Source organism: Methylobacterium sp. TK26, from assembly GCF_055361565.1.
Map to the genome: position 1 here is coordinate 713,535 of NZ_CM143965.1, position 12,344 is coordinate 725,878.

Annotated in this window: 11 protein-coding genes and 1 tRNA gene; 9 read left to right on the forward strand and 3 right to left on the reverse strand. The window is 71.0% G+C overall.

What is annotated here, in order from left to right; genetic code table 11:
• Positions 1-13 precede the first annotated feature (13 nt).
• Positions 14-988 (forward strand): hypothetical protein, encoded by a 975-nt coding sequence (locus tag ACXJ1Y_RS03595; protein ID WP_463848792.1) that lies wholly within the window; start codon positions 14-16, stop codon positions 986-988.
• A gap of 3 nt (positions 989-991) precedes the next feature.
• On the opposite strand, the gene ACXJ1Y_RS03600 is transcribed toward ACXJ1Y_RS03595, so the two are convergent.
• The 3 genes from ACXJ1Y_RS03600 to ACXJ1Y_RS03610 are packed head-to-tail and all read right to left on the reverse strand — an operon-like array spanning position 992 to position 4,339.
• Entirely contained in the window at positions 992-2,050 is a 1,059-nt protein-coding gene (locus tag ACXJ1Y_RS03600) for a HoxN/HupN/NixA family nickel/cobalt transporter (protein WP_463848793.1), read from the reverse strand.
• The gene (locus ACXJ1Y_RS03605; protein WP_463848794.1) at positions 2,047-3,048 is read right to left on the reverse strand and encodes a DUF6925 family protein; all 1,002 of its coding nucleotides are present in this window, start codon (positions 3,046-3,048) and stop codon (positions 2,047-2,049) included. Before ACXJ1Y_RS03605 ends, ACXJ1Y_RS03600 begins: the two co-directional genes overlap by 4 nt.
• The gene (locus ACXJ1Y_RS03610) at positions 2,993-4,339 is read right to left on the reverse strand and encodes an MFS transporter (RefSeq protein ID WP_463848795.1); all 1,347 of its coding nucleotides are present in this window, start codon (positions 4,337-4,339) and stop codon (positions 2,993-2,995) included. The genes ACXJ1Y_RS03605 and ACXJ1Y_RS03610 overlap by 56 nt, the downstream gene beginning before the upstream one ends.
• A gap of 187 nt (positions 4,340-4,526) precedes the next feature.
• Here ACXJ1Y_RS03610 and ACXJ1Y_RS03615 point away from each other — a divergent pair.
• The 8 genes from ACXJ1Y_RS03615 (at position 4,527) to ACXJ1Y_RS03650 (ending at position 12,188) form a co-directional block, all read left to right on the forward strand.
• Positions 4,527-4,602: transfer RNA gene (locus ACXJ1Y_RS03615), tRNA-Phe, on the forward strand.
• A 233-nt stretch (positions 4,603-4,835) separates the two neighbouring features.
• Positions 4,836-5,990, forward strand: coding sequence for a transporter substrate-binding domain-containing protein (locus ACXJ1Y_RS03620; protein WP_463848796.1), 1,155 nt, complete (start codon positions 4,836-4,838; stop codon positions 5,988-5,990).
• The gene (locus ACXJ1Y_RS03625) at positions 5,987-6,613 is read left to right on the forward strand and encodes an ANTAR domain-containing response regulator (RefSeq protein WP_463848797.1); all 627 of its coding nucleotides are present in this window, start codon (positions 5,987-5,989) and stop codon (positions 6,611-6,613) included. Before ACXJ1Y_RS03620 ends, ACXJ1Y_RS03625 begins: the two co-directional genes overlap by 4 nt.
• Before the next feature lie 170 nt (positions 6,614-6,783).
• Positions 6,784-7,629 (forward strand): nitrilase family protein, encoded by an 846-nt coding sequence (locus ACXJ1Y_RS03630; protein ID WP_463848798.1) that lies wholly within the window; start codon positions 6,784-6,786, stop codon positions 7,627-7,629.
• Between the two features lie 39 nt (positions 7,630-7,668).
• Positions 7,669-8,823 (forward strand): substrate-binding protein, encoded by a 1,155-nt coding sequence (locus ACXJ1Y_RS03635; RefSeq protein ID WP_463848799.1) that lies wholly within the window; start codon positions 7,669-7,671, stop codon positions 8,821-8,823.
• A 6-nt stretch (positions 8,824-8,829) separates the two neighbouring features.
• Positions 8,830-9,663: a branched-chain amino acid ABC transporter permease gene (locus ACXJ1Y_RS03640; RefSeq protein ID WP_463848800.1), complete on the forward strand. Its 834-nt coding sequence runs from the start codon at positions 8,830-8,832 to the stop codon at positions 9,661-9,663.
• The gene (locus ACXJ1Y_RS03645) at positions 9,656-11,464 is read left to right on the forward strand and encodes a branched-chain amino acid ABC transporter ATP-binding protein/permease (protein ID WP_463848801.1); all 1,809 of its coding nucleotides are present in this window, start codon (positions 9,656-9,658) and stop codon (positions 11,462-11,464) included. Before ACXJ1Y_RS03640 ends, ACXJ1Y_RS03645 begins: the two co-directional genes overlap by 8 nt.
• Positions 11,457-12,188 (forward strand): ABC transporter ATP-binding protein, encoded by a 732-nt coding sequence (locus ACXJ1Y_RS03650; RefSeq protein WP_463848802.1) that lies wholly within the window; start codon positions 11,457-11,459, stop codon positions 12,186-12,188. Before ACXJ1Y_RS03645 ends, ACXJ1Y_RS03650 begins: the two co-directional genes overlap by 8 nt.
• Positions 12,189-12,344: the final 156 nt, after the last annotated feature.

Here is a 12,344-nt window from a genome sequence, read left to right on the forward strand (position 1 = left end):
AGCGTTCGCAGCGATGGTCGAACCGGCCCCCGCCCGTCCGGGCATCTTCGTCGCCACACCGGTCTACGGCGCCGCCTGCTACATGCCCTACGTCACGGGGCTGCTGTCCCTGCAGAAGATCTGCGCCGAGGCGGGAATCGGGTTCGACTATTTCTACGTGAGCGGTACCGCCCTGCTGCATGAGCACCGCAACGTCGCGGCCGCCGCCTTCATGCGCCACAGCGACCTGTCGCACATGCTCTACGTCGATTCCGATATCGGCTTCGACGGGGCGGACATCCTGCGCATGTTCGTGGAGCAGCGGGAGGTCGTGCTGGGCCCCTATCCGGCCAAGCACATCAACTGGCACGGCATCGTGGAGACGGCCCGGCAGAACCTGGACCTTCCGGCTCACGAGATCGCCCTGCGGATGGCCGATTACAGCACGAACTTCTACGGCCTGGGCGACCGGACCACCTTCACCGCGAACGGGCTCAACGAGATCCATGCGGGCGGCGCGGGGCTCATGATGATCGCGCGCTCGGCCCTCGCCCGAATCGACCGGGCTTATCCCGGCGCCCGGAGCCGCTTCCCCGACTGCTACCGCCACCTCGTGCCGAACGTCGACACCCTGGTCGAGTATTTCGCGTTCGACCGCGAGCCCGACGGGCGGCTGCTCTCGGAGGATCTGACCTTCTGCAAGCGCTGGCGGGATATCGGGGGCAAGATCTACGCGGCGCCGTGGGTGCGCACGACCCATGTCGGCCCGTTCTACTTCCGGGGCGAGTTGCCGTCTCTGCTGTCGGGCAGCGCGCCGGCCGAGCCGATCGTCGTGCCCGAGCCGATGGGGGCCCCCGCACCCGCGCCCAAACCCAAGCCCGCTTCGGAGGCGATCATCCTCCCCGAGGCCATGTCGAAGCCCGAGCCGGCGGAAGCCGCCGCCAAGCGCCGTCGGCCCGGACGGGGCGCCAAGGCCTCCGCCGCCGACGACGAGGTCGGCTCGGCCTGAGCGTCAGCGCGGCTCGGCGGGGGCGATGGCGACGCGGTCGAACCCGCCGAGGCGGTAGACGAGGTAGGACAGGAGCCATGCGGCCGCGAACAGGCCGACGATGCCGAAACCGAGCACCCCGAAATGCTCGTTCACGGCGCCGACCCAGCCCCAGAATCGGCCCTCCAGGCCGAGCTTGTCGGCGATGAGGTTGAGGGCTTCGAGCGTGCCCACCACCAGGGCGACGACGACCGAGATCGCCGTGATGGTGAGATTGTAGAACAGCCGCCGCATCGGCTGGACGGTGGCCCAGCGATAGGCGCCGAGCATCAGCACCCCGTCGGCGGTGTCCACGAGGGCCATGCCGGCGGTGAACAGCGCGGGGAAGACGAGGATCGCCCACGGGTCGGCCCCCCGGCTCGCCTCGGCCGCCGAGAGCCCGAACAGGCTCACCTCCGTCGCGGTGTCGAAGCCCAGCGCGAAGAGGAAGCCCAGCGGGTACATGTGCCAGGGGCGCGTTATGAGGCGGAAGAGCGGACGCAGCAGCCGGGCGAGGACACCCTGGCCGGCGAGGAGCCCGTCGAGGTCGGCCTCCGCGTAGCGCCCGGTGCGGCGCACCTGCCGGAAGCTGCGCCAGACGCCCGCCAGGATCACGAAATTCACGAGGCCGATCACGATCAGGAAGCCGGCCGAGACGCCGGTGCCGATCAGGTTGCCGAGCTGCCGGAACTCGTCCGACGCGGTGAGGAGGCTCGTCGTCGCCAGCGCGACGGCGGCCGCCGCCGCGATCACGATCGTGGAATGGCCCAGGGCGAACCACAGCCCGACCGAGACCGGGCGCTGACCCGCCTGCAACAGCTTGCGCGTCACGTTGTCGATGGCGGCGATGTGGTCGGGGTCCACGGCGTGGCGCAGGCCGAACACGTAGGCGAGCAGGGCCGTCGAGAGCAGGGTGGGGCTGTGCGCGAAGGCGCTCCAGGCCCAGAGCCACGCCCCGACATTGCCGACGACCAGCAGGGCCGCGAGGAGACCGAGCCGCCGGCTGAGGCGTGATGTCTCGGGAAGGGAGGAAACCACTGTCACCCGTGGGGCCGGAGGGACGGCGCGTCGCCGCGCAGGTAGGGCGCCTGGACCTCGGCGGCCCGCAGCGCCGCCCGAAGGTAGCGGCTCCGGCCCGTGGGTCCAGAGGGCGTCGGTTCCGGTGGCGTCGGTTCCGGTGGCGGCGCTCGCCCCGCCTCGGCCGCGCGCTTGGCGGCCACGAGGGCGGGGTCCCCCCAGGCATCGAGGATCGCCTGGAAGGCCTCGTGCCGGGCCCGGACGAAGGGGATCGCCCGGCCCGCGCCATCCTTCGCCGGATGGGGCGGGTGCAGGGCGCCGCAGGGCACGAGGCCCGGCGGGATCGGTGCCGTGGCGGCGTGGCTGCGCCCGGCCCGCAGGATCTCCGGCACGAGGCGCGCATGCGGCCCCTCCGGCCCCGCCTGCCACGGGGTGAACACCTCGATCCGGCCGATCCGCGTCAGGAACACCCGGTGCGGGTTCGCCTCGGCGAGCCAGCCGCCGGGGGCGAGCGAGGGACAGTCGCCCCCGGCCCGCAAGCGGGCGATGAGGGCGGGGTCCGCCGTGCGGATGCAGGCATCGACCGCGCGCAGGGAGAGGCCGAGGTCGAACAGGATCGCCCCGCGATCCTCGTCCCGCGCCGCCGCCGCGTCCGGCCCGAGTTCGGTGAGGGCGCCCCGCTGGGCCATGGCACAGGCTTCCTCCGGCAGGCACAGGGCGACGGCGTGACTCCAGCCGGTTGCGAAGGCGGTCTCGTAGGCGAGCGGCCGCAGGGTGGGCGGCGGCGCCAGGGCGAGGGCACCCCGCGCCGTGGCGAGCCCGAAACGCCCGTCCGCCAGGGGGAGGGCGGGCTCGTCCGCATCCCGCCGGAACGCGGCGAGGGCGCCGAAACTGCCGAGGCTCCAGCCCGTTTCGGCCTCCGCCAGCGCCCCGTGCAGGAGGGCGTCCACGGGGCCGGGGGTCCCCCCCTCACTCGGCGGCGGCACGGACGGGGGCTGCAGCAGGGGCTGCGGTGGACTCGTCATCGAGGCTGCGGTCCTTCGTCTCCGGCAGCAGCATCGCGGCGATGGTGCCGACGAGGCTGAACGCCGCGAGATAATAGGCCGGCGCGAGGCGGTCACCCGTGGTCGTCACGAGCCAGTTGATGATGAAGTTCGTGCTGCCGCCGAAGAGCGAGACCGACAGGGCGTAGACCAGGGCGAGCCCGGTGCTGCGCACCGAGCGGGGCAGGGCCTCGGGGATGCCGACGATGATCGCGGCGGCGTTGATGGAGGACAGGGCCGAGAGCAGGAAGGTCACCGCGTAGACGGCGGCCGGGCCGGGCGTGCTCAGCAGCCAGAGGAAGGCCGGCACCGCCAGGATGAGGATCGCCGCCCGGGGCCAGATCATCACCGGCCGCCGCCCGAACCGGTCGGCGAGCCAGCCGCCGAGCAGGGGGAAGGCCACCGAGGCGAGGCCCAGCGCGATGGGCACCGCGGTGGCGGCGGTCTCGCTGAGGCCGAGGGTCGCCCCGGCATAGACGGGCATGTTGGTGCCCACCGCGTTCGAGACCGTGGAGGCCGCAATCACGAGGAAGGTCAGGCCGAGCATCCGCCAATGGTCGCGCAGGAGCCGCCCGACCACCTCCCGCGCGGAGCCCGCCGCCTGCGGGTCCTCGCCCTCGCCGGCCGTCTCGGGCAGGTGGCTGCGGATGATGAGGCCGACGGGCACCACGGTGAGGCCGAGCAGGAACATCACCCGCCAGCCCCATTGGTTCATGGCGGCATCGCCGATGGTGAGGGCCAGCAGGGTGGAGACGAGGCCCGCGAGCAGCGCGGCGCAGCCCTGGCTGGCGATCTGCCAGCTCGTCACGAAGCCCCGATGGCGGGGGGGCGCGGCTTCGAGGAGATAGGCGGTGGAGGGCCCGACCTCGCCGCCCAGCGCCATCCCCTGGATGAGCCGCCCGGCGATGACGATGGCCTGCGCCCAGCCCCCGATCTGCGCGTAGCTCGGGCAGGCGGCGAGGATGAGCATGCCGACCGCCATGAGGGCGATGGTGACGAGCATGGCGGGTTTGCGCCCGGCCCGGTCGGCCAGCGCCCCGATCACCACGCCGCCGATCGGCCGCATGACGTAGCCGACGCCGAACAGGGCGAGGGACGCGAGCAGGCTGTGGCTGGCATCGGCGGCGGGGAAGAACGCCTCGCCGATGGGCTTCGCGAAGAAGGCGTAGACGGTGAAATCGTAGAATTCGAGCGCATTGCCGAGGACGACCGCGCCGACGGACTTCCGGTCGAGGCCGGGCCGCTCGGCGGCAGCTTGGGTGGACAGATCCATGCGGTGACGCTCTCGCCTGTTCGGCACTGGGGCGGCGGAGGTAGTGCGATGCCCGCGAAAGGGGAGGGCGAGGCCTCCGCCCCGGGAGGAATCGTTGCCCGCGCCAAGAAGCGCAAAGCAAGGCTGGACAGGAGCCTCGACCGCCTCTATACCCCCGCCGTCCGCAGCCGAAACGGCCCGCGTCGACGCCCAGGTAGCTCAGTTGGTAGAGCATGCGACTGAAAATCGCAGTGTCGGTGGTTCGATTCCGCCCCTGGGCACCATCAGTTCGCTAAACGACTGATTTCGCTCTCGAAACCAGCGCCGAGCTTACCCATCCGCACAAACGGACGGTGCCGTTTTCCGTGAACGCGCCTCGTCATGGGAGCCCTCCGGCTTGGGCGTTCCGCCCCGGCAAAGCCGCGCCCCTCCCACGCGCCACGGCCGAGCCTCCGTATCCAAAACCATCGCGACTGCGATAGGACGGGGCGCTCGATACGGGTGGGGTGAGGAGTCCATGGCAGGGAAGGACGAGCCGGCTTGGCGCGTCGGCGTCTTGTTCTCCCGCAGCGGAGTCAGCGGCATCACGGAGACCGAGCACTTCCTCGGCACCGCGCTGGCCATCGAGGAGATCAACACGGCCGGGGGCGTGCTGGGGCGGCCGATCGAGCCGGTCTGCTACGATCCGGCCGGCGACACCGATGCCTACCGGTCCTTTGCCCGGCGGATGCTCGCCGAGGACGGGGTCGAGGTGGTGTTCGGCTGCTCCCTGTCGGCGAGCCGCAAGTCGGTCCTGTCCACCGTCGAACGGCATAACGGCCTCCTCTGGTACCCCTCGATCTACGAGGGGTTCGAGTATTCGGAAAACATCGTCTACACGGGGGCGACCCTCAACCAGAACGTCTTCGCCCTGGCCGACTACCTTCTGCAGGAGCATGGCCGGCGGATCTTCCTGATCGGGTCCGAATACATCTACCCGCGCGAATCGAACCGCGTGATGCGGGACCTCATCGAGGCCAAGGGCGGCACCATCGTCGGCGAACTCTACGCGCCCTTGGACGCGGATGACGCCGCCCACGGCGCGATGATCGCCGCCATCCGGCACGCCGCGCCGGACGCCGTGTTCTCCACGGTGGTCGGGCGCGGGGCCGAGCGGCTTTACCGCGCCTATGGCGAGTCCGGGATCGACCGGGCCCGCTGCCCCATCGCCAGCCTCACCCTGGCCGAGGGGCAGATCCGGGCGATCGGCCCCGACCTGTGCAGCGGCCACGTCCTGGCGGCTTCCTACTTCGCGACGCTGCCGGGGGCGGAGAACGCGCGCTTCGCGGCCGCCTTCCAGGCCCGGTTCGGAGCGGAGCGCCCGACGAGCATGTGGTCGGAGACCGCCTACGCGCAGGTGCATCTGTTCGCCCAGGCGCTGGCGGAGGCCGGCACCCTCGATGCCGGGCGCCTCGGCGCGGCGGCCCTGCGGCAGCGCCTCGCCGCGCCGGAGGGCGAACTGACCTTCGACAGCGAGACCCGGCATCTCTGGCTCACCCCCGGCATCGGGGTCGCCCGCGCGGACGGGGACTTCGACGTGGTCTGGCGGGCCCGCCGGCCCGTCCGGCCCGACCCCTACCTCGCATGGTCGCGCTTCGAGACGAACGGGCTGGACGAGGGAGCCGCCGCGTGAGCGCCTCCGCCCGCAAGATCCTGGACGACCTGAGACGCGCCCGCGCCCTGGTCATCCACCCGCGCGACGAGGAGGGCGCCGCCCTGCTGGAGCAGCTGCGCCGCCTCGGCTGCGAGGTGTCCCTGGTCTGGCCCCCGCCCGCCGCGCTCCCGCCGGACATCGACACGGTGTTCATCCAGCTCGATGACGCGCAGGTGATGCATCTCCTGCCCTCGATCGAGGAGACCGAGCCCGCCGTCATCGCCATCGTCGCCTACGAGAGCCCGACGTCGCTGAAGGCCATCGCCGACGTCAACGCCCACGGCGTGCTGAACAAGCCCCTCCATGCGCGGGGCGTGCTCACCCAGTTCGCCCTGGCCCGATACCGGCGCGGTTACGAGGGGCGCCTCACCAGCAAGATCAACCGGCTGGAGGAGACGATGAAGGGCCGGCGCACCGTGGAGAAGGCGGTGCGCCTCCTGGTGGAGCTCAACCGGATCGACGAGGACGCCGCCTACAAGTTGCTCCGCGACCGGGCCACCGCGGCCCGCGTGCCGATGGCGAGCGTGGCCGAGGGCGTGGTCTCGGCCCACGAGGCGATGAGCGGGCTCGGCCTGCGCATCGCGTTGGCGGAAAAGACCTGAACCGGGCAGCCTGCCGCAATTCTCATCTTGCTCTCCGCAAGAGGGCGGGTATCGTCGGCCATCGGGCAAGGTTGCCCCGCAGCAGGATTGCTGCATCACATCTCGGCTTTGGAGCCTCTGGACCGCGGATACGATCCGCGCCCAGGGGCTTTTTGCGTTTTGGAGCAGTCATGATCCAAGCGAACGGTCCCGCGCGCCCGCCAATACGGGTCTCGTGCATCCAGTTCGAGCCGCAGATCGGCGCGGTTGCGGCGAACACGGCGCGCGCGGCGGAGCTCGTCCGCGCGGCGGCGGCCGAGGGCAGCGGGCTGATCGTCCTGCCGGAACTCGCCAGCACCGGCTATGTCTTCGAGACGCAGGAGGAGGCGGCCTCCCTCGCCGAGCCCGTGCCGGACGGGCCGACCACCCGCGCCTGGGCCGCGCTCGCCGCCGAACTCGGCATCCATCTCGTGGCGGGGATCGCCGAGAAGGCGGGCGGCACGCTCTACAACGCCGCCGTGATCGTCGGGCCGGAGGGCTATATCGGCACCTACCGGAAGGCGCATCTCTGGGACCGGGAGAACCTGTTCTTCGCCAGGGGCGACCTCGGCTTTCCGGTCTTCGACACGGCGCTCGGCAAGGTCGGAGTCGCGATCTGCTACGACGGTTGGTTCCCCGAGACCTTCCGGCAACTGGCGCTCGGCGGCGCCGAGATCGTCTGCATCCCCACCAACTGGGTACCGATGCCCGACCAGCCCGAGGGCGAGGCCGCCATGGCCAACACCCTGCACCGGGCGGCCGCCCATTCGAACGGCCTCTTCATCGCCTGCGCCGACCGGGTCGGGACCGAGCGCGGCCAGCCCTTCGAGGGGCAGAGCCTCATCATCGGGCCGAAGGGCTGGCCCCTCGCCGGGCCGGCGAGCCGAGACCGGACGGAGATCCTCTCGGCGGTGGTCGACCTCGCCGAGGCCGGCGCCAAGGATCTCAACCGCTTCAACTCCCTCCTGCGGGACCGCCGCACCGACATCTACGGCTGATTTCCCGCCTGCCCTCATCTCTGGTCAAGGAGCCCGTTCATGGTTGCACGTTCCCTCATCGTCACCGCCGCCCTCGTGCTGGCGGGGTCCGCCGCGCAGGCGGCCGACGGCAAGCCCATCGTCATCGGCGTGCCGATCGGCCTGTCCGGCGCCAACAGCGTGGTCGCCCCCTCGGTGGTGCAGTCGGCGGAACTCGCCGTGGAGGAGATCAACGCCAAGGGCGGCGTGCTCGGCCGCAAGCTCGTCCTGGAGGTGGCCGACGACGCCTCCGGCGCGGCCGGCGCCCAGAAGGCGTTCGACAGCCTGATCTACCAGAAAAAGGTCGATGTCTTGATCTCGATGGAGACGAGCGCGGCCCGCAACGCCGGCCTGCCGGCCGTCACCAAGGGGCGCGTCCCGTACATCTACACCTCGTTCTACGAGGGCCATTCCTGCAACAAGAACCTGTTCGTGGATGCCTGGGTGCCGGAGCAGCAGGTGCCGCCGGTGGTGGATGCGTTCAAGGCGAAGGGCGCCAAGACTTACTTCCTGATCGGCAGCGATTACGCGTTCGGCCGTGGGATGCTGGGCTTCGCCAGGAGCTACATCGAGAAGACCGGCGGCAAGGTCCTCGGCGAGGAATACCTGCCGATGGACGGCAGCGACTGGACCGCGATCGTCTCCAAGCTCAAGGAGGCCAAGCCCGACGCGCTCATCACCTCGACGGCCGGCGGCGCGCCGAACGTGACCCTCACCAAGCAGTTGCGGGGCGCCGGCGTGAGCCTGCCCTTCGCCAACCTCGCCCTGGACGAAGGCACCGCGAAGAGCATGGGCGCCGACGCCGAGGGCGTCTACCTCTCGGCTTCCTACGTCACCGGCATCGACAGCCCGGAGAACAAGACCTTCCTCGACGCCATGAAGAAGAAGTTCGGCGCCGAGTTGCGCACGCCGAACGACCTCTCCGTGCCGGAATACGAGGCGATCTACCTCTACAAGGCTGCCGTTGAGAAGGCGGGGGGCACCGAGACGGCGAAGGTCCTCGAAGCCCTGCCGACGGTGAGCGTGACCGGCCCCCGCGGCACGATCCGCATGAGCAAGCAGCACCATGCGCCGCTGACCATGTATCTCGGCCAGATCCAGGCCGACGGCACGGTCAAGGTCGCGGGCACGTTCAAGGACGTCGATCCGGGCGATCAGTGCCCGAAGCTGCAGTAACCTGCGATGCTCCTCCTCCTCGACATCCTCACCACGGCCGCGATCCTGTTCGTGGTGTCGATCGGCCTGCTGGCGATCTTCGGCGTGCTGAAGATCATCAACTTCGCCCACGGGGCGTGGCTGACGGTCGGCGCGTACTGCGCCGTCGCCACGGCAAGGCTCGGGATGAACCCCTGGGCGGCGCTGCCGCTGGCTTTCGTCGTCGGGGCCGCGCTCGGGGGGTTGGCGGAGTATTTCATCATCCGCCCCCTCTACCGCCGGCCCCTTGATGCGATCCTCGCCACCTGGGGGCTCGGGATCGTCGTCGGGCAGCTCATCACCCTGGGGTTCGGCCGTGACGTGCAGCTCACCCCGAACCTCTATGCGGGGACCGTCTCGGTGCTCGGCGTCGAGTATTCGGCCTACCGGCTGGTGGCGCTCGGCATCGCCCTGGTGATCGGGACGCTGTTCGCGCTCACCATCGAGCGGACGCGGCTCGGGCTCTCGGCCCGGGCGGTGATCATGAACGAGACGCTGGCCCGCAGTCTCGGGGTCAACACCGGCCGCGTGCGCCTCGTGGTGTTCATGATCGGCGCGGGGCTGGCGGCGCTCGCGGGGGTGCTCCTGACGCCGCTCACCAGCGTCGATCCGAACATGGGCGTCTCGTGGCTGATCGGCGCCTTCATGCTGGTGATGGTCGCCGATGCCTCCTTCCTGGCCCTGGCCGCCGCCTGCCTCGTCTTCGGGGGCGCGCAGGTCCTGATCAGCACCTTCGTGAGCCCGATCCTCGGCAGCATCGCCATCGCGGTGCTCGCGGCCCTCGTGCTGCGCATCAGCCCGAAAGGATTCTCCCGTGCTTGACACGATCCCCGCCGCGACGCGGGACGCGACCGCGACGCCCGCGCGCCTCTCGCGGGCGGCCCCCCTCGTGGTCGCCGCGCTCGCGGCCGTGGCCCTCTGGATCGCGCCGGGCTTCCTCGACACCTTCGCGATCAACGTGCTGACCCGCTCGATGATCTACGCGGTGCTCGCCGTCACCGTCGATCTGCTCTGGGGCTTCGCCGGCATCCTCACCTTCGGGCAGGCGGCCTTCTTCGGCATCGGCGCCTATGCCGCCGCGATGATCCTCGGGGCCCTCGGGGCGACGCCCACCGGGATCGCCCTCGCCCTCGCCCTCGCCACGGCGATCGTGGCCCCGGCGCTGCTCGGCCTCGTGGTCGGATGGCTGTCCTTCTACCACCGCTCGACGCCGCTCTACGCCTCGGTGATCTCGCTCGTCGTGCCCATCGTGGTGACGCAGCTGATCTATTCCGGCGGCGAGTGGACCGGCTCCAGCAGCGGCCTCGTCGGCTTCGACGTGGTGCCCTTCGAGCTCGAAGGCTATTTCCGCCTCGCGGCCCTGGTGCTGATCGCCGTCACCCTGGTCGCCTGGATCCTCGTGCGCGCGGATGCCGGCCGGGCCCTCGTGGCCCTGCGGGACAACGAGACGCGCTGCGCCTATCTCGGCCTCAACCCCCGCCGCCTGCAGATCCTGCTCACCGCCGCGCTCGCCGCCGTCGCCGGCATCGCGGGCTTCCTGTTCGCCAACGCGTCGGGGGTCGTGGCGCCGGAGAATGCCGGCTTCCTGTTCGGCACCGAACTGGTGATCTGGGTGGCGCTCGGCGGGCGCGGCACGCTGCTCGGCCCCGTCCTCGGGACGGTGGCCATCGACTACCTCGCGGCGAACCTCTCCGGCGACCTGCCGTTCCTCTGGCAGCTCCTGCTCGGCACCGCCTTCGTGGCGATCATCATCCTGCTGCCCGGCGGCCTCGCCGACCCGGTCGGCCGGCTGTGGCGGGCTCTGCCCTTCGGCCGCGCGGGGCGCACCGCCCCCGCCCTGGCGGTGCGGGAGGCCGGAGCGGACACAGCGGCCGCGCAGGAACCGATCCTCAAGGTCCAGGGCCTCGCCAAGAGCTACGGCAGCCTCACCGTGCTGGAAGGGATCGACCTGGAGATCCGGGCGGGGGAACTCGTGAGCCTCGTCGGGCCCAACGGCGCCGGCAAGACCACACTGATGCGCTGCCTCAGCGACGGCACCGAACCCTATCGCGGCACCATCGCCATCGGCGGCACGGCCACCGACGGCCTCACGCCGAACCGGATCGTCGGCCTCGGGGTCGGGCGCAAGTTCCAAATCGCGAGCGTCTTCGAGAGCCTGTCGGTGGCCGATTGCCTGCGGCTCGCCCGGGCCTCGCACGATGGCCTGAGCCCCCTCGGCCAGGCGACGACGCTCTTCCTGCCCCAGGCCGCCCTCGACGTGCTGCGGATGACGGGCCTCGACCGCCTGCTGAGCCAGCCGACGCGGCTCCTCTCCCACGGGCAGAAGCAGGCGCTGGAACTCGCCATGGTGGTCGCGCTGGAGCCCCGGCTGATCCTCCTCGACGAGCCGACCGCCGGCCTGACCAAGGGGGAGCGCACCACCATCGGCAGCGTCCTGAAGGCGCTGACGGCCGGGGGGCGGATCGCCGCCGTGCTGGTGGAGCACGACCTCGACTTCGTGCGGGAGATCTCCTCGCGGATCGTCGTGCTGCATCAGGGCCGTCTCGTCCTCGACGGCACGGTGGAGGAGGTCGTCGGCTCCGAACTGGTCCGGACCATCTATTCGGGAGGCGCCCATGGCTGAGGCAGCGCGGCGGGAAGAGCCGGCCGGGGCGGCTCTGGCCCTCAAAGATGTGTCGAGCGGCTACAGCGCGGTCTCCATCGTGAAGGGCGTGTCCCTCACGGTGGGGCAGGGGGAGATCGTCGCCCTCCTCGGCAAGAACGGGATGGGCAAGACCACCCTGCTCAAGACGATCCTCGGCATGGTGGCCCTGCGCGGGGGCGGGATCACCATCGGCGGGCAGGCCCTCGCCGGCCTGTCCCCCGCCAAGCTCGTGGCGCTCGGCGTCGGCTACGCCCCGCAGGAGCAGCCCCTGTTCCAGGATCTGTCGATCCGGGACAACCTGCGCCTCGCGCTCCCCTCCGACCGGCACCTGCCCCAGGCCCTGGAGCGGCTGTTCGGCCATTTCGCCTTCCTGAAGGACCGCCTCGCCCAGCGGGCCGGGACGCTCTCGGGGGGCGAGCAGAAGATGCTGATCCTCGGGCGCGCCCTGATGCTGCGCCCGCGCCTCCTCCTGATCGACGAGATCTCCGAAGGGATCCAGCCCTCGATGGTCGAACGGCTGCGCCAAGTGCTCCTCGCAGAGCGGGAGGAGGGCCTGTCCATGCTGGTGGTCGAGCAGCACGTCGCCTTCGCCCTCGGGCTCGCCGACCGCTACGCCGTGTTGAAGCTCGGTGAGATCGTGGACAGCGGCTCGGCCAAGGCGCCCGACGCCGCCGCGCGCGTCATCGACCATCTGGCGGTGTGAGACAGGCTCGGCGGATCGGCCCGGCCGGCCTCGAAGCCACGCCTCACATCAGCACGAACGCGATCGACGCGCTCAGGCAGCCGATGCTGAGGGCCATGAAGATCGTGGAGGCGCTGAGAGGGGATCGGTCGACGGGACGGAATATCCGGAGCATGG